This is a genomic window from Nocardiopsis sp. M1B1 (assembly GCF_052466615.1).
This window is the reverse complement of sequence record NZ_CP196194.1, coordinates 2277655-2294785: the sequence shown is the minus strand read 5'-3', so window position 1 is coordinate 2294785 and position 17131 is coordinate 2277655. Positions and strand designations below refer to the sequence as shown.

Below are 17131 nucleotides of genomic sequence, written 5' to 3'. Positions count from 1 at the left end.
GCAGGCAGAGCAAAGAGCCGGTGGCCCCGTCGAGGGACGGGGCCACCGAGCCGGAAGTCCGATCCGCCGGGGATCAGAAGTTGACCGAGACGACCTTGGCCGGGCCGGAGCCCTTGGTCGCGGTCAGGGTGTGGGGGACGTTCGGAGCGATGTAGAAGCTGCCGCCCTGGGGAATCGTCGCCTCCTTGGGGTTGGCCGGGTCACCCCACTTGAAGTGGATGTCGCCCTCCATGCAGAAGATGATCTCGTGGGCGTCGTGGCCGCTGTTGAACGCCGCCTTGTCCGGGTCGTCGACGTTGACCTCGAGGAGCAGCGGGACGAGGTTGGGCAGGGTCCGGGTGCGCACCAGGCAGTTGTAGGTGTAGTACTCGGTACCGTCCCGCATGCCCTCGACCACCGGGTTGTCGCTCGGCATCTGGACGCGGACGCCCTCGTCGAGGTCGGTGACGAACCCGGGGGTGAGCTCCGCGGTCGAGGTCCCCAGGATGCCGGCGATCTGGGTCAGCTTCTCGAGGGTCAGCTCGCCGCCGCCCTTCTCCTCCATGGCGGCGACGTCGTCGACACTCAGGTCCAGCATCTTCGCAAAGGACCCTCGGTCCATCTTGATGTGCTCGCGGCGGTCCTTGATCTTCTGACCGTAGGTCTCTTCAAGGGCAGGAGTCGCTGCCATTTCTCTTTCTCCTTCGGTGATTCGGTGGTGGCGAAGCGGCAAAGGAAACCGAGCGGTGGTCCGGCTGACACGTCCGATGGCGAGTCTGCCGAGCGGGACCAGGTGGCCCTGGCACCTCCTTCTCCTCTTCGCGGATCACGGTGCGGGCTCGCACCGTGAGGTCTTGATGGCTCCGCGCCGTACAACGGCTCAGGCCGTGGCCGAGGGGGACGAGATGCGCGTGCACGAGACGCCGTCTGGCCAGTCTCCGAAGGGACTGAACAGGTGGGAGTAGTCCGTGCCCTGCGCCGATCCGCGCATGATGAAGCATTCGGCCCCGGCCGAAGCGCAGGCCAGGAGCGCGTCGAGTTTCGTCTTGAGCGCCCCGGTCGAGTCCCACGGGCTCTTCGCCCACAGCGCTGAGTAAGCGCGCTCCGGGAAGGCCGGGTCGACATGGGCCAGGACGTTCTTACCGTTGGGGCCGTCCAGCAGGATCCCGGGGACGTCCGTCAGGCTGACCACCCGCAAGTCGGCGTCTAGGGCCCGGACGAGGAACTCCGGCACTCGGTCGCTGGAGATGCCGTGGAGCCTGCCGTCCATGTCCAGGACACTGTCGCCGGACAGGACCGGAAGGGCACTGGAGTCGAGAACCTTGGTCAGGACGTCGCCGCGCACCGAGAACGATCCGTCGTCGTCCAGGACCGACATCGCGCCGAGCTGGAGGGGAAGCGCCCGGACACCCTGGCGCCGCAGGGCTTCCGTCCACGACCAGCGGACATCCGCGAGCGCTTTGGTGAGGGGGATGCACCCGAACGGGTCAGCGCCGTCGTTTCCGCGGAGTGCCCCGTGGCCCAAGGCCCCGCCGCCGGTGATGAAGACGAGACGTCCGCAGTGCCCCTGGAAGAGCCTGGAAACCATTCGAGCGTAATCCGCTATCGCTGACATGTCGAGGCTGTTCTCAACACTCTTGTCGGAGAAGAGGCTTCCGCCGATCTTGAGCGCGAGGATGGTTGTCGCCTGCGAGCCCTCACGGGGAGCTGGACGTTCTCTGCCGAGTCGCGTGTCGATCGCGGGGATGACGCTCACTGTAATCGTTCTCCACTTTCATGCAGGGTAGACAGGTTCGCGTCCGCAGCAGGGCGATCCGCCGCCCGGCGGAGTGAAGTGCGAACATGAATTCCGAATGAGCAAACTCCGAAATATCTGAGGAGTGCTCTCGGCCGACGGGGAGGACGGTGGGGGTGTCGGTGATCAGGATCGCTCTTCGGCAGCGGCCCTGCGACTTCGAAACAGCAATTGTTCGACTGAGATGAACCCTAGAGGCGACATGTCGGACATGTCCAGAGGGTGCAGCACATGCTTTCCCCCGGCGTACCTCGAACAGCACGTTCGGTACGATCAGAGATGAGTTTCCGCACGTGGAAACACCTGAAGGCAGACATCTCGGCTTGACGGCGTCAGCACCGAGAGGGCTTGTGCGTTGCACCTGGCAGAAAAAACAGCCTGCACCGATCACTTGATCGATGCAGGCTGTTTTTTTCTGCTGGTCGATATTACTTCCAGGGAAACCTTGCCACGATCCCCCGAGAGTTCTTTTCGGTTGTCGACCTAGCGGGAGGAGGTTTCCTCAGCCCTCACGTCGACCTTCGCCGGGGTCTCCGCCTGGGGCGTCTCCTCTTCCTCCTCGGTAACGCTCACGGCGCCGCAGCAGCTGTCCAGCTCTTGCTTGGAGCCACCGCCGGTGAGCTTCTTGAAGAATCCTCCAGCCATGTTTGGCCTCCAATCTGTTTTCGTTCCGACGAACCGCTGGTGTCCGCCAGAGGGAAATCGATGCCCCGCTCTTCGAATGACCGTTGGGACAAGAGGCCGGGTCAAGGACCCCAGCACACGGGAGTCCACGCCAGGACGGTACCCGAATGGATTCCTTCCGGCCTGCGGAGCGTCGTGATGGACCTCTGGGATGGGGAACGTCTTTCTCCTCTCCATTAATAACAACAGCCAACGCTGGTGTCAACCATGGAAGTTGATCGAACTTCGGTGGTCTCAGCGGACCAAACGCCTCAGGAGCATGCTGACCAGTTCAAGGGCGAAGACCACTGTGAATGTCATGAGCGTGATCAGGGTGATGACCTCGTATTCACGCGTCTGCGTTGCCTGCAGGAGGTAGAAGCCCACCCCGCCGGCTCCGACGAGCCCGAGCAGGGTCGCGGACCGGATGTTCACGTCGAGTTGGTACAGGAGTCCGCCGATGAGTGCGGGGGCCGCTTGGGGAAGGACTGCGGTGAAGTAGCGCTGGGTCCTGGACGAGCCGAGCGCGGACATGGCCTCCAGTGGCCCGGCATCGACCTCTTCGAGAGAATCGGCGACGAGCTTGCCCAGGAGGCCGACGGACCCGAGCGCCAACGCGAGCACCCCTGCCACCGGCCCCAGCCCGATCACCACGACGAAGACAATGGCCACGACCAGTTCCGGCAGCCCGCGGACCACGAGGACGAACCCTCGGAACAGCCCGTGCACCGCGTGGTTGCCCGAGATGTTCCGGGCGGCGAGTGTCCCGACAGGCACCGCCAGCAGTGCACCCAGGAAGGTAGCCGCAAGACCGATCTGGACGGTCTCCACCAGGGCGAGCAGCAGTCGGTCCAGCATTCCCGCGTCCCCGGGCGGCCAGAACAGGCCCAACGTCGTGAAGAATCCTGTCCAGCCGGCCGAGGCCCTGGCCTCCAGTGCACCGCTACCGAACAGGGACGCCACCACGGCGGCGACGACGATGACGCCATACACCCAGCGGCGTGCTCGGGCGAAGCCGAAGGGGGGAGAGACCCGTCGTGCCGTTTCCGCCGGTAGGGCCGTGAGGGACGGTGCGGATGGCGCGTCCGTGCCAGAGGCTGGGCGTCCGGGGAACAACCGGGTACGGAAGCCCTGCGCACCGAATTCGCCGTCCCCGGACCCGCGCAGGAGAATCCTTCGGATCGAGGCGGACACCATCTCGGTCAGCAGGCACAGCAACAACAGGATCAGTGCCCAGGAGATCCCGAGCCCGAAATCGAGGCGTGCGAACGCGTTCGTCATCTCGAAACCGATGCCCGCCACGCCCACGATTCCGAGGACGGCCGACACCCGCAGGTTGATGTCGAAGCGGTGGAGCCCGATCGCGATGAACGACGGCAGGGCCTGGGGAACGACCGCGGTGAGGAGCCGTTGGACGCGGGTGGCGCCGATACTGTTCAGGGCTTCCCGAGGACCAGGCGATGTCTGCTCGATCGCGTCGGCGTAGAGCTTGCCCACCATTCCGATCGAGTGCAGTCCCATGGCGAGGATGCCCGGGAGTGCCCCCAGCCCGAACAGTCGGACGAAGAGGATGGCGAGGACGACGTCGGGAACGGCGCGGGCGGCCACGATCAGTCCACGTGACGCGAGCCGGTGCGGCCTACTGGGGGCTGTCACCGATGACGCCCACACGGCCAACGGAAGACTGAGCGCGACGGAGAGCAGTGTGGCCAGCAGAACGGTGCCCAGTGTGATCCCGGTCTGCTGAAGCACCTCCTCAGCGCTGGGGAAGGACAGGGGCCAGGTCCGCCGTATGAACGCTTCGGCGTTGGAGACCCCTTGGACCAGAGCCGCGATGTTCACTCCGAGGGAGTTCAGCGACCAGGTGCCGGTCCCGACGAACAGGCAGAGGAATCCGAGGACCACCCCCGTGCTCCGTGAAGGGCGCCGCGGGCCCTCCGGGAGGGGCCCGCGAACAGGCGAGCGTACCGGTGGTGGCGCGATCATCCTGTGGCGTCCAATGCCACCGTTCCCACTCCCGGCGCGGTGTTGTAGACACCCATCGCGGTCGTGGTGTCCAGGGTGGCCGTGGAAGCGTCCAGCATGACCTCGCCATCGCGGAGCCCGATGATCCGGTCCGCCCACCCCAGGGCCAGGTCGACCTGGTGCAGACTGCCAATAACCGTCAGCGACCTCTCCCGCGCGATCTCGCGCAGCAGCCGCATGACCGTGTCAGCACTGTCCGGATCGAGCGAGGCGACGGGTTCGTCGGCGAGGAGAATGGCCGGATGCTGCATCAGCGCTCGTGCGATGGCCACACGCTGCTGCTGACCGCCCGAGAGGGTGCTCGTGCGCTGGAACGCGTGATCGGCCATACCGACCCGGTCGAGGTGCTCCAGCGCTTCCAGACGGAGGGCGCGTGAATAGGAGAACAGGCCGAGCCGGGGGCCCACCAGTCGCCCGAGCGCGCCGCTGCACACGTTCTCCAGCACGCTCAACTGTCCGACAAGGTTGAATTGCTGGAAGACGAAGCCGGTTCTGCGGCGGAGTTGACGCAGCTGGGACCCACGTGCGCGTGCCACATCGGTACCCAGCACCCGCAGGCTGCCACTGGTCGGCCTGTGCAGACAGCAGATATGCCTGAGCAGGGTGGACTTCCCGGAACCGGAACGGCCCAACAGGGCCAGGATCTGCCCTCTCGGGACATCGAACCCGACCCCGCGCAGCGCGGTGACTCCCCCGTCGAACTCCTTCGTCACCTGTGTCAGTGAGACGACCGGCCCACGGTCGGCATCGTCGAACACCGCTGGGTCTGCCATGTGAACCTCGAATCGTCGGTGGGGGTGGAGGGAGGTGCCGGTGCGCATGTGCGCTATCCCGTCTCGCAGGCTTCGGCCCCGGTGATCTGGCAGATCTCGCGGATGGGGTCGTAGAACGAGTCGTCGGCCTCCGTGAACCCCCAGTAGCCGGCGATGTCGTCAACTCCGAGTGCGTCGGCGTTCCCCCGTTCCAGCACCGCTTCGGTGATCGCGTCGCGGAGTTCGGGATCCAGGGAGTTGAGGATGGCCAGAGGGGAGTTGACGACCGGGTCGGACGTCCAGATGACGGTGTAGTCGTCGTGGTCGATGCCCTCCTGCTCCGGCAGGACCTCGTCGTACAGCAGGTCACGGACGGCTCCCGCGTCGCACTCTCCGTCCCGGACCGCTAGGAGGGAGGCGTCGTGCCCGCCGGAGAACCTCTCGGTGTAGTCACCCTCGTTCAGACCGGCCTCCATCAGTCCGGCCAAAGGGTAGAGGCGTCCGGAGGTGGAGTTGGGATCGACGAAGCAGACCGTCTTTCCCCGTAGATCGGCGAGTTCGCTGATTCCGCTGTCGGCTTGGGTGACCATATAGGAGTGGTAGCTGGGGTTGCCGTCCTTCTCGTAAAGTTCGGCCCCGATCGGGGAGATGTCGACCCCCGAGTCCCTCGCCAGGACGTAACTGAACGGTCCGTACATGGCGATGTGGACGGTGCCCGCGCGCTGGGCCTCGATGAGCGCGGCGTAGTTCGTCATGACCTGTAGATCGACCTCCTTGCCGGAGGCGTCGGCGATCAGGTCCGCGAGCGGTTCGTACGAGGCGTTCAAGGAAGCGGCGTTCTCGTTCGGGATCAAACCCAGGACGAGTGTGTCGGGGTCGGAGGCGCTTTCGGCGCTGGAGGCGCCGCCGCAGGCGGTGGCCAGCGCGATGGTGAGGGCCACGGCGCAGAGCGCGGTCGTTCTGAAGAGCTTTCCGGGCATGGTGCTAGCCCTTCCGGTCAGAGGGGGGACGAGGTGGCTGGGGGCACGAGCTGTGTCAGTCGCCCACAGCGCTCGAGGGGGATCTGCGCGTCGCGGCCGCGAAACGGTCCCGCATGGTCTCGGGCGGGTGGGTGCTGGTCGCGCGCGGAGGCATGGGGCCGCTGCGCGCAAGGGTCGGCACGACGAGCATGTGCGGCCCCGGGGAGGACAGCGCCGCGGTGACACCCGTGTGGAGCTGCTCAGGGGTGGCGCATCGCCTGGCGTCGGCGTATCCGGCCGCCGCAGCCACCTTCTCCAGACCGGTGGTGTCCGATGTCGTGCCCTGGCCGCCGGTCGACTCGTGGGTACCGTTGTCCAGCACGACGTGGACGAGGTTGGGCGGCGCCTGGGCGCCGATCACCGACAATGCGCCCAGGTGCATGAGCGCGGCGCCGTCGCCGTCGAGAGCGATGACGGGGCGGTCGGGCCGGTTGAGGGCGATGCCCAAGGCGATCGAGGACGCGTGCCCCATGGAGCCCTGCATGTAGAAGTTGGCCGGCCTGTCCTCGACCCCGAACAGCTCGCGTCCGGTGTAGCCGGTGGTCGCGACTACCGGGGCGTCACCGATGAGCTTGGTGATCAGGCGGACGGCGTCGACGCTGTCCATCCGGTCGGTGCCCGCGTGTCCGCGCGCGGTCCCCCGGGCCGGTGCCGCGGCGTCGACCGCGTGCTTCTCCACGAGTACGAACGGCGCGTGCCCCTCGTCCAGCGCCGTCGTCACGGCTTCCAGGATCTCCTGGAAACGTGCTTCGTCGGCGTCCGCGCGCAGTATCCAGTACGGCAGGCCCAGGAGGTCCAGGTAAGGAGCGGTGGTCGGTCCCATGACGGCGTGCTGGGGCTCGTCGCCGGCTGGGTCGGGCCAGCCCCGCAGGCTGACGAAGGTGAGCACCGGAATCCGGTAGGTCATGATCAGCGAGGTCAGGGGGTTGACGAGGTTACCGAGCCCGGAGTTCTGCAACATGATGTAGGCGCGTTCACCGGCCAACGCGGCACCGGCGGCCGTGGCGAGCGCACCGCCCTCGTTGGCCGCGGCGACATAGCGGCCCGGAGTGCGGCTCAGCAGGGAGATCGGTCCACCGAAGTACGAGCAGGGGACGCCGCTGGCGAAGCCGAAGCCGTGCCGCTCCAGCTCGTCGCAGAAGAACGCGGCGGAGATCATCGTCGTCCCTCCTGGGCGGCTCCGGTCGGGCCCGGCGCTGCCGGGTCGAGGACGGGCTCCCGCAGAAGCGAGGGCGCGGTCATCGGCGGGGGGACGGGAAGCCCGAGGAGGCGGAGGACGGTCGGGGCGACGGAGGTGATCGCCGCCGGGTCCGTGGACAAGACGGCATCGCTCCGTGTGCCCGCCGGGGCTAGGACGCAGTGGACGGGATTGTGCGTGTGTCCCCCGTAGGGGACGGCCTCACCCTTGTCTCCGGCGGACCGCAGCATCTGCTCGGCGTTACCGTGGTCGCCGACGACCAGCATCCACCGGCCTGCGGCTCGTGCCGCTGCGTGGATGCGCGACACCGCCGTGTCGACGGCCTCGGCCGAGCGCCGGGTCGCGTCGAAGTTTCCGGTGTGCCCGACCACGTCGATGTTGGCGAGGTTGGCCGCGATGAGGTCGATGTCGTCGCGTCCGCACGCTTCGGCGATGGCGTCGGCCACCCCTGCGGCGTTCATCTCCGGGTGTTCGTGGACCGGCCCGTCGGGGGCACCGGTGATCTTGAGGTGTTCCTCCCCTTTCCTCGGCCGGGAGTCCCGTCCGTTGAGGAAGAAGGTGACGTGCTCGAATTTCTCCGGCTCCGCGACGCGCAGCGACCGTGCGCCGGCTTCTTCGAGCACATCGCTGAGTCCTCCCGAGGCGTCCGCCCGGGAGACGAGTGCGGGGATCGCGGTGCGGGTGTCGTACTGGGCCAGACTCAGCAAGCGCACCCGATCCCGGCCGCTCGCGGCGAGGAGGTCCGCGACCATGTCCGCCAGCGGCGCCGTGCGGTCGCTGCGGAAGTTGGTGAACAGGATGCCGTCGCCGTCCTCGACGCGTGCGCGGTGTCCCGAGAGGCCGGTGACGGCCGTGGGCGGGATCGCTCCGTCACCGACCGAGGGGAGCAGCGCGTCCTGGGGGGTGACGGCGGTGTGCTCCGCGTCGCCGTCCAGGAGGAGCCGCGCTGCCGCGGCCGTCAGGTGCTCCTTCCCGCTCTTGTCCATCGCGTAGTCGCGGCCGACCACTCCGGAGATCGAACCGACCCCCCGTTCTTCGGTCATGGCGGCGAGCCGGGACAGGTACCGCGCGGCTGTGCCGTCGGCCACGTCACGGCCATCGGTGATCACCCAGATCCGGACCCGATACAGCGCGGCCTCCCAGGCCGCCCGCAGGATCTCCGGAAGGTGACCGATGTCGGAGTGAATCCGCCCGTCGGAGCACAGGCCCACCAGGTGGAGGGTTCCCCCGTTCCGTGCCAGCGCAGCACACATGTCACGCAGCAGCGGGTGGGACCGCAGATCACCTGAGGACACGTCCCGCTCGACGCGCAGACTGTCGTACTCCACGGCACGGCCCGCCCCCATGACCAGGTGGCCGGTCTCCGAATTGCCCACGGTTCCCTCGGGAAGGCCGACCGAGGCCCCGGAGGCGTCGAGAAGCCGCCCGTTGGGTCCGCCGGAGAAGGCGTCGAGGAACGGAGTGCGGGCCGCGGTGAGGGCGTTTGCGGGGCTGGGTGGTGCGTACCCCCAGCCGTCGAGGACGAGAAGGACGCCAGGTGCGAGAGTGGTCACCGGTCGCCTCGCAGAGCCTCGAAGCGGTCCCAGAAGTCAGGGAAGGACTTGGTCACGCACGCGGGGTCGCGGATGACGACGCCGGGGGTGCGCAGACCCGCGATGGCGAAGGCCATGGCGATCCGGTGGTCGTCGTAGGTGTCGATCACCGCTCCCTGGGGCTCCTTGCCGCCGTGGACCGTCATCGTGTCCTCGGTGGTGTCGACGGAGACGCCCATCTTGCGGAGTTCGGTGCTGACCGCGTCGATCCGGTCGCACTCCTTGACGCGCAGGTTGCCGATTCCGGTGATGTGGGTCGTTCCGCGGGCGTAAGCGGCGACGACGGCCAGGGTCGGGGCGACGTCGGGCATGTTCGACATGTCGATGTCGATCCCGGTGAGCGGGCCACCCGTCAACGTGATGCCGGTGGTGTCGGAGCGGTCGGCGCACCCCATGTCGGCGAAGGCGGTGACCAGGCCGACGTCTCCCTGCGCGGAGTCGAGACTGATCCCCGGGATGGTGACCCTCCCGCCGGTGATCGCGGCCGCGGCGAGGAAGTAGGACATGCCCGAGGCGTCGGACTCCACCGTGATGTCGCCCCCGCGGTAGCGCACGGCACCCGGTACGGCGTAGCGCTCGTACCCCGACCGCCGGAGGGGGACCCCGGCGGCGGCCATCGCGGCGATCGTCATGTCGACGTAGGGCTTGGAGACGGGGTCCCCGTCCACGACGAGTTCGAGGCCCGACTCCGTTCCGACCGAGCCGATGAGCAGGCTACTGGTGAACTGGCTGCTCACGGTGCCGTCGACGCGGGTGAAGCCGCCGCGCAGGGTGCCGCCGCCGATCTCGATCGGCGGCGAACCGTTGCCCGCGGTGCTCCGGACCTCAGCGCCGAGCTTGCCGAGCGCGTCGAGGAGGTGGCCCATGGGCCGCTCGCACATGCGCTTGTTGCCCGTCAGGACCGTGCGGCCCTCCGCCAGGGCCGCCATGGTGATCAGGAAGCGGATCGGCGTACCCGCGTTTCCCATGTCGATGGCGGTGTCGGGCGCACGCATGGGGCGGCCGTTGGGGACCACCGAGAACGTCTCGCTGTCCGCGTCGGCCTCGACGTCCACGTGTCCGAAGGCGCGCAGGGCCTTGGCCAGGAGCAGGGTGTCCTGGGAGTGCAGTGCGTGGCGAAGGACCGTCGGCTCCGGGGCCAGTCCCGCGATCGCCAGGAACCGGTTGGTGTAGCTCTTCGAACCGACGACGGTGACCGTTGCGTCGAGGTCCTTGAGGGGGGTGATGCCGACCTCGGGGAGGTCCATGATCGGGTTGCGGGTCGAACGTGTCACAGCGGTGCCCATCCTTGGGTCGGGGGTGAGGGTGATACGCGGTACGGGTCGGTGGGATGTCAGCTCCGCCGGTGCACCTTGTGCTGCGCGGCTTGGGCTCGGGGCCGCACGACGAGGAGGTCGACGTTCACGTGTGCGGGACGGCTGACTGCCCAGGCCACGGCGTCAGCGATGTCCTCGGCCATGAGGGGTTGGTCGACCCCCGCGTAGACGGCTGCCGCTCGGTCTTTGTCACCTCGGTAGCGGTTGAGGGAGAACTCCTCCGTGTGGACCATGCCGGGGGCGACCTCGACGACGCGCACGGGCTGGCCGCACAACTCCAGGCGCAGGGTTCCGGCCAGGGCGTGTTCGGCGTGCTTGGCGGCGCTGTATCCCCCACCGCCTTCGTAGACGGTGAAGGCGGCGGTCGAGGAGATGACGACGATGGTCCCGTTCCCGCTCTCGGTGAGGAGCGGGAGCAGTGCCTGCGTGGTCGCGAGCGCTCCCACGACGTTCGTCTCGAACATGGTGCGCCAGTCGGCGGGGGCGGCGTCCGCGACCTCTTCGGTCCCGATGGCGCCGCCGGCGTTGTTGACGAGTACGTCGCAGCGGGACAACCCGTTGACGACGGCCGCGATGGCCGATGGGTCGGTGACGTCCATGGGCTGGACATCGGCCGCCTTCCCGTCCGCTGCGATGCGTTTGGCGACCTCTTCCAAAGCGCTGACCCGGCGGCCGGTCAGGACGACGCGGTAGCCCTCGTCGGCCAGCCGGTAAGCGGTGGCCGCACCGATCCCGCTTCCGGCACCGGTGACGAGAGCGGTCCTCTGAACCCCCTCCGGAGAAGAGCTCATCGGTATGCGTCCTTCCGCGGAACAGAGGTGGTGGAGAAGAGCGGCTCCCCGGTCGGTACCGCAGTCTGGGTCAACCAGACGTGGGCTCCAGGCTGGAGGAGGAGACGGAGATCCGCTCCGCTCTGCCCGGACGTCTCGACCGAACCGCCGAGGAAGGCCAAATGGGCCTTGCTCGCGGCCACCTCGGGAAAGCACGAGGTAACGGTGAACTCCGCCTGAGTCGAGGTGGGATTGTGCACCCCGAGCAGACTGACCAGCGTGTTCGGGGTGCGCTTGAGGCCGTTCAGTGATACGCGGAAAGCACTTCGCAGTCCGCTTCCCAAATCCGGACTCGATACGGATGCAGCAGGGGAGAGAACGTGGGAAAGATCCAGATCATTTCCCGCACAGGTGGACGGATAACTGACCCCGAGTGGTTCGCAGACCATCTCTTGGCGGCGCAATCCGGTTTCACCCTTGATGCTCGTCATCGATTACCGTATTTCGTCTTTGGCTTTTGCGTCGACATTGGATCCAATGACGATGCTGACTGTCAAGGGACCTTGAGGGTCAAAAATTCAGCAGGCGGATGAAGGCGCGAGAGAGAAGGTATGAATCAACAGAAGAATTGTCAATGAGCTGACCACGGAGACAGGCGACGAAGGTGTCGTCTGTGACTCGTGTGAGAGTAGAGAACAAAGAGGAAAGAAAGTTAAAAAATGTCACCTTGGTGGTGATTCATGGTGGTTTGTCGGCCATCGTTCCGTCACGGAACCTTGCCGGCCAGGGAAGCCGGGCAAGGAGACGCCCGCCGCAGGGGTTTTCCCAGGGCAGGGCGTCCCCGGGTCGGTGGCCGGGACTACGAGTTGCATAGCTCGATCACACCCCTCGGCCTCCCCAGCACCCGGTCGAACAGGCCGCCACCAGTACCACCGATCACTGTCCGACTGAGGAATTCCTCAGTCGAACTTGAGTCATTCCTCCTCGAGTAGTCGCAAAAACCCACAAGGAAGTCCCTTGACCTGGACCGATCACCTGGGAGCGGTGTTTCGACCTCAGGGCTCGGGCAGTCGCCCGGGATCCGCTGCCTCATCGGCGAAGGCGGGCCTCCCCCAGGAACCAGGAAGCGAGGACGGCCACCATGAGCCTGCGGACCGAGTGGCGCTCGGGAGAGGAGGACGACCCGTGAGGTCGCAGAGCCAGGCTCTCTCGGCGGGGGAGTCCCGGCTCGGACTGCCTGCTGGGTGACAGCGGGTGCTTTCCCGTTTACGCCTTGGTGACGCGGCAGGCGAAGCACTTGTAGGCCTGCTGCCCCGAGACATTGTCGAAATAGCGGTCGTCGGTCAGCAGGTTGGCGGACTCGTAGCGGTCCGCACCCGAGACGTCACCGACCGCCTGCGAGGGGCCGAAGGTACTGGGCACAAAGATCGTGTCCTCGCGGATGCCCTCCCAGAGAAGAGCAGTTCCGGTGACCGCTCCGCGGGGACTCTCCACACGGACTTGTTCCCCCTCGGCGATACCGTTCCTCTGGGCTGTTCGAGGATGGATCTGGATCAGGCGTACCCCGTTGAGTTGTTTGCCCGTGGGGGTCCACTGCGTGACCGAGGCAAAGTGCACCACGCTGGGCCTGCCGGTCATACCCATCAGTGGGTAGTCCCTGTGCACGTCACCTTGGGCCTGGACGCCCAGCCGAACCTTCACGGTGTTGGCGTGGGGGTAGAGGGGGTTGGTGACGAAGGCATTGGTGTATTCGATGGTCGGGTGCCCGCCGGTTACCTCGGGATGGGTGTAGAAGATCGGCAGAGCGGAGTGGCCGGCCCTGGCCAGGGCCTCCTCCAGTTCCTCGGTGTGGATTTCAACCTTCCCCGAAGGGGTGAGGAAGCGTTTCCCCTTGTTTTCCTCCCCCAAGGAATCAGCCGCTTCGTACCAGCTCGGGTGATCCATGTAGAGGGTGCTCACCCCAGGGTGCTCGGAACCGGGACAGGGCCAGCGCAGGGGTTCCCTTCTGGCGCTCATCCGTTCGGCGTCCATTCCCTTCATCCCCGGGGTGTGCGCCACGAACTGCGACCACAGGGTTCGGTAGTCCTTCCACTCGGCAGGAAAGGCGTTTGCCCAATAACCTCTGGGACTGCTGGTGTCCACCTCTTCCAGGGTATGGGCGAGGTCGATCCAGATCTCCCAGTCCGGACGTGACTCCCCAACCCGCGGCACAGCCTGGTTCTGCCATCGGATCGCGCGATCGTCCCGACGCATGTAGACGCCCTCCATCTCCAGACCGCTGCACACCGGCAGGATGATGTCGGCGAAGTAGGCTGCCTCTTCCATGAACAGGCCGGTATAGACATAGAAGTCGAGCTTCTCAAACGCCTTGCGCACCCTGGCGGTATTCGCTGACGACAGGAGTGGATTGCCCTGGGTGATGACGGCCCTGAGTTGGTAGGGATTTTTCTCCAGGATGGACTCGGCGAAGTAATCGGGACCTACCGGCAGCGCCTCTGTTGTCTCGGGAACGGTCGATTCGAGCGGAGGCAGGTACATTTTTCCCGGCCATGTGTTGTGCATGAAGTTGCAGCCACCGCCGGGTAGACCGATGTTGCCGGTGATCGCAGCAAGGAAGGCCAGGCAGCGATAGGTGTCGAAGGCCCCGAGTTGATGGGAGATACCAGCGTTGCAGACGATGGCGGCAGGAGACGCGCTGGCGTACTCCTCAGCGATCTGCTTGATGGTCTGGGCGGGCACACCGGTGACATCGGCGGCCCATTCGGGTGTGTAGGCGTGGTCGACCAGATGGCGGCGCAGTTCCTCGAATCCCACCACCCATCGGTCGATGAAATTCCTGTCATACAAATTCTGCGCCACGACGTGGTACAGGATCGCCAGCACCAGCGCCTGGTCGGTGTGGGGTTTCGGGGACACCCACAGGTCGGCCTGGGCTCCGGTGGGCGTGAGTCTGGGGTCGACCACGACCAGTTTCGCCCCCGTCCTGGCCCGCTCACGCAGCAGGTACTCGAAGGTGACCGGGTGGGTTTCGGCCTGGTTGGTTCCGAGGAACAGAAAGTACCTGGCCGAACCGAGATCCTGCTCTCCCGTGGCCTCGTCCACGCCGTAGCCGTTGGTGAAGTAACCCAGCCCGAAGGTGCTGGACAGGGCGTTGGCCCCGGCATCGTTACAGACCGGCCCCACGTCGGTGTTGTTGGGGCTGCCGAGTAGCGAGAACAAACGTGCGATCAGGTCCGCGGAGCCCCGGGGCATACGCCCGGTGGTGCGGTTGGCGACGGCTCGGGCCTCTCCTGCGTCGCGTAGTCCCACCATCTTCTCAGCGATGGCACGTAGCGCCTCGTCCCACGAGACGGGCTCGAAACGCGAGTCCTTACTGCCCTTCTGTCCTGAGACCCGACGCAGGGGCGTGGTGATCCGGTGATGGTTGTAGACCAACTCGGGCATCATCTTCGCTTTGACGCAGAGGTTTCCGTCCTGGACGCGGTCCTCGTCTTCACCGCTGATGCCGATCACACGTCCAGACTTCAGAGACACCTTCATACCGCAATGAGAATTACAGAACTGACATGCGGTGTCGACGATCTCTTCCGGAGATAGTGCCGCAGATTCCTGGGTGAAGTCGAACCCGCCTCCGCTCACCACGGAATCGTTCGACATTGCGTCATGGCCGGAGTTCGGCCCCGACGAGAGAGACGCCGGAGGCGGGGCGGACGAAGTTTGCAGTCCCAGCGCCATACCACCTCCGACGAGACCGCTCTGGAAAAAGAAAGAACGACGACTTGACCCCGGGTTTTCGACTGACATCTGGATTCTCCCTTTGCCACGCCTGGTGCATGGGCGGCAAGCACGAGGACAGACTTCAAGTCCTCTTCCAAAAGAACTGATCTCGCCCAAATCTTTATAAGACACACCTGCACTCCAGAAACCTGCCCGAAACCCACCATGGAAAGACTGAGGCTCTGGAGCCACACCAGGTTGCCACCCTCCAGTTCGGAGGGCAACCCTTTCGTAGGGCGCGGTTATCGCACACACCTGCCTTCTTCCCTGTTGTTTGACATTGGGATAAGCCCCGTGGATGATGAGGCGTTTGCCATCCCGCGTCGGATGAATTAATGGTCGATCACCGTGCCGCTTCGCGGATACTCGAGCACAGGTCACAGCCGCCCAAGGCGGGACGGCTGCCCCAAAGGAAGGTGGAGAGCAGCACAAAGACCAAAGCTGTGGCCGAATCCGGCCACAGTGGATCTCTCTGTTCACAAGAGAGGACAGTGCTTCTGGCACTGACTCTGCTCCAGTACCACACCCTGCACCAAGAAAGCGACATTAAAAGGATGTACCTTCTGGGAATCTTGAGATGGTGTCTTTTCGTGCCAACTCAGGGTTCTGCTATCACAGTGAGCCGGAGGACGGCATGTGGCCGCTTTCCCCGGCTCGCGGAGGAAAAGCTCAGCACGGATCCGCACGGCGCATCTCCTCGCCGGAACGTCGACAGCCGAGGCCAGCACTGGTCAGCAGTTGGGCCCAGCGCAACGCCAGATACCGCACGCCCTGATCCCAGGGGTGAGGCGCTCCAAGGTTCCCGGCGGGGACCAATAGCATGACCCCGGCAGAAAAGAAAGAGCGGAAGGACAGACGTCCTGTACTGCAATCGAGATGCTGGGACCGGGTTGGAAGTCAGCTTCCTCCATGAACACTTCTGCCGGATACTGGCGCCCATGGCGATCATTCACAAAGCTACTGTCACCCCGAGCAAAATGACGTTGATCAGCACCTGGTTGGACAACCAATCGTGGGCGGGCCGGGGGTGCGACGAGAACCTCGGCAAGTACAGGTTCGACGACCCGGAGGGGGAGGTCGGCGTGGAGGCCTTCCTGCTTCGACGCGGGGCACGACTGCTCCACATTCCGCTGACCTACCGGGGCGAACCCCTACACGGTTACGAAGAGCACCTGGTCGGCACGTTGGAGCACTCCACTCTGGGGACACGCTGGGTCTACGACGGAACCAAGGACGCGGTGGCCGTCGCCTGCTTCCAGCGCGCCCTCGCCGGAGAGCAGGCACAGGCGGAGCTGGAGGTCTGGCAGGAAGGCCGCCTCCTGGAGCGGAGGCCCCAGCAGGTCCTGGTCTCCAGTGAACCCGAGACCGCAAATGACGCCGATCGACTGATTCCGAACGGGAAGATGCTGCTTCCGCGTGTCCTGGGAGCCGCCTCCGAGGGAAGACGACGACTCCGTGCCCGGTGGGGTGACGAACAGGCGGTGGTCGCGGTGCTGGTCTAGATGTACCGTCCTGAGGGGTTGGTGTGTCCTGGTCAGCAGTCGTAAGCAAGCAGTGATCGCTTGATCGGGGCGCCCACCAGCTGGCTGCGCCACATCGCGGTACTACGTCCGGCTTCGACCAGGACCAACACTTTGTACCGGAACTCGGCTGGGTAGCTACGACGTCGCACGATGTTCTCCTTGAGGACACGTGGCCTCAGAACCTAGAAACTCGACTCCGGAAAACCCAGAACGCATCAGGCCAGGACTGGCTCACTCTGGAAGGGCTACCTGTCTACACTCTCGAGCTCAACCCCGTGGAGATGTTGTGGTCAGCCCTCAAGGCACGGAAGTTGGCCAATCCTGCTGGTGCCACCTGACAGAGGTCGGCGACGCAGTCAAACGAGACATCAATCGTGTCTGCGAAGACGATCGGCTTCCATGGTCCTTCCTGACCCACCTGGGGTTGAAGATCCACCCTCCAGCCCCACACAGCTAACGAAAAACTGAGTAGGTTGCTCGTTCCACTACCTCCAGCACGACGTTCCCTACGACGAGACCACCACCTTCCCGAATCCGCTCGAACTCGAGCTGGGGGTCGTGGCTTGACACCTTGCATCCATCGGATGCCTACGGGTACCAGCCGATCGCCGGATACCAGCGCTGCCAGTCTGGTTCATCGTGGCCGTCACCGATCTCGCCACCGCTACGATGGCTGCCTAAATCTGGCCTACCACACCACAACCCCGCTCGCGGGCCGCATC

The 17131-nt window shown here is 65.6% G+C and carries 13 protein-coding genes; 1 reads left to right on the top strand and 12 read right to left on the bottom strand.

Annotated features, from left to right (window positions below):
• Positions 1–73: 73 nt before the first annotated feature.
• From ACSTA4_RS09860 to ACSTA4_RS09805, 12 genes are all read right to left on the bottom strand, one after another.
• Positions 74–670, bottom strand: coding sequence for a cupin domain-containing protein (locus ACSTA4_RS09860; protein WP_212643342.1), 597 nt, complete (start codon positions 668–670; stop codon positions 74–76).
• 189 nt (positions 671–859) lie between these two features.
• On the bottom strand, positions 860–1735 hold the full coding sequence (locus ACSTA4_RS09855; protein ID WP_444963272.1) for an amino acid kinase family protein: 876 nt from the start codon (positions 1733–1735) through the stop codon (positions 860–862).
• Between the two features lie 522 nt (positions 1736–2257).
• Positions 2258–2419 (bottom strand): hypothetical protein, encoded by a 162-nt coding sequence (locus ACSTA4_RS09850; protein ID WP_212643340.1) that lies wholly within the window; start codon positions 2417–2419, stop codon positions 2258–2260.
• A gap of 273 nt (positions 2420–2692) precedes the next feature.
• Complete coding sequence (gene phnE / locus ACSTA4_RS09845) at positions 2693–4342, bottom strand: phosphonate ABC transporter, permease protein PhnE (protein WP_444963271.1); 1650 nt, start codon at positions 4340–4342, stop codon at positions 2693–2695.
• 77 nt (positions 4343–4419) lie between these two features.
• Positions 4420–5235 (bottom strand): phosphonate ABC transporter ATP-binding protein, encoded by an 816-nt coding sequence (gene phnC, locus ACSTA4_RS09840; protein WP_444963270.1) that lies wholly within the window; start codon positions 5233–5235, stop codon positions 4420–4422.
• A gap of 53 nt (positions 5236–5288) precedes the next feature.
• Positions 5289–6194 carry a phosphate/phosphite/phosphonate ABC transporter substrate-binding protein gene (locus ACSTA4_RS09835; protein WP_444963269.1) on the bottom strand — a complete coding sequence of 302 codons (906 nt, stop codon included), beginning with the start codon at positions 6192–6194 and terminating at the stop codon, positions 5289–5291.
• A gap of 55 nt (positions 6195–6249) precedes the next feature.
• Entirely contained in the window at positions 6250–7392 is a 1143-nt protein-coding gene (gene aepY, locus ACSTA4_RS09830; protein WP_444963268.1) for a phosphonopyruvate decarboxylase, read from the bottom strand.
• Positions 7389–8984, bottom strand: a complete 1596-nt coding sequence (gpmI, locus tag ACSTA4_RS09825; protein WP_444963267.1) for a 2,3-bisphosphoglycerate-independent phosphoglycerate mutase — start codon at positions 8982–8984, stop codon at positions 7389–7391. Before gpmI ends, aepY begins: the two co-directional genes overlap by 4 nt.
• Entirely contained in the window at positions 8981–10297 is a 1317-nt protein-coding gene (aroA, locus tag ACSTA4_RS09820) for a 3-phosphoshikimate 1-carboxyvinyltransferase (RefSeq protein ID WP_444963266.1), read from the bottom strand. The genes gpmI and aroA overlap by 4 nt, the downstream gene beginning before the upstream one ends.
• 59 nt (positions 10298–10356) lie before the next feature.
• Complete coding sequence (locus ACSTA4_RS09815) at positions 10357–11130, bottom strand: SDR family NAD(P)-dependent oxidoreductase (protein WP_444963265.1); 774 nt, start codon at positions 11128–11130, stop codon at positions 10357–10359.
• Positions 11127–11600, bottom strand: coding sequence for a hypothetical protein (locus tag ACSTA4_RS09810; RefSeq protein WP_444963264.1), 474 nt, complete (start codon positions 11598–11600; stop codon positions 11127–11129). Before ACSTA4_RS09810 ends, ACSTA4_RS09815 begins: the two co-directional genes overlap by 4 nt.
• A gap of 775 nt (positions 11601–12375) precedes the next feature.
• Positions 12376–14766, bottom strand: a complete 2391-nt coding sequence (locus ACSTA4_RS09805; protein ID WP_444964137.1) for a molybdopterin-containing oxidoreductase family protein — start codon at positions 14764–14766, stop codon at positions 12376–12378.
• 1058 nt (positions 14767–15824) lie between these two features.
• Between ACSTA4_RS09805 and ACSTA4_RS09800 the strand changes: the two genes are divergently transcribed.
• The gene (locus ACSTA4_RS09800) at positions 15825–16388 is read left to right on the top strand and encodes a maltokinase N-terminal cap-like domain-containing protein (RefSeq protein ID WP_444963263.1); all 564 of its coding nucleotides are present in this window, start codon (positions 15825–15827) and stop codon (positions 16386–16388) included.
• The last annotated feature ends 743 nt before the right edge of the window (positions 16389–17131 follow it).

Bases quoted from the DNA above. Each gene is read 5' to 3' on its own strand.
- phnC (WP_444963270.1), bottom strand. From the start codon at position 5,235: ATGGCAGACCCAGCGGTGTTCGACGATGCCGACCGTGGGCCGGTCGTC.
- ACSTA4_RS09800 (WP_444963263.1), top strand. From the start codon at position 15,825: ATGGCGATCATTCACAAAGCTACTGTCACCCCGAGCAAAATGACGTTG.
- ACSTA4_RS09850 (WP_212643340.1), bottom strand. From the start codon at position 2,419: ATGGCTGGAGGATTCTTCAAGAAGCTCACCGGCGGTGGCTCCAAGCAA.
- ACSTA4_RS09860 (WP_212643342.1), bottom strand. From the start codon at position 670: ATGGCAGCGACTCCTGCCCTTGAAGAGACCTACGGTCAGAAGATCAAG.
- aepY (WP_444963268.1), bottom strand. From the start codon at position 7,392: ATGATCTCCGCCGCGTTCTTCTGCGACGAGCTGGAGCGGCACGGCTTC.
- ACSTA4_RS09835 (WP_444963269.1), bottom strand. From the start codon at position 6,194: ATGCCCGGAAAGCTCTTCAGAACGACCGCGCTCTGCGCCGTGGCCCTC.
- ACSTA4_RS09815 (WP_444963265.1), bottom strand. From the start codon at position 11,130: ATGAGCTCTTCTCCGGAGGGGGTTCAGAGGACCGCTCTCGTCACCGGT.
- ACSTA4_RS09805 (WP_444964137.1), bottom strand. From the start codon at position 14,766: ATGTCGAACGATTCCGTGGTGAGCGGAGGCGGGTTCGACTTCACCCAG.
- ACSTA4_RS09810 (WP_444963264.1), bottom strand. From the start codon at position 11,600: ATGACGAGCATCAAGGGTGAAACCGGATTGCGCCGCCAAGAGATGGTC.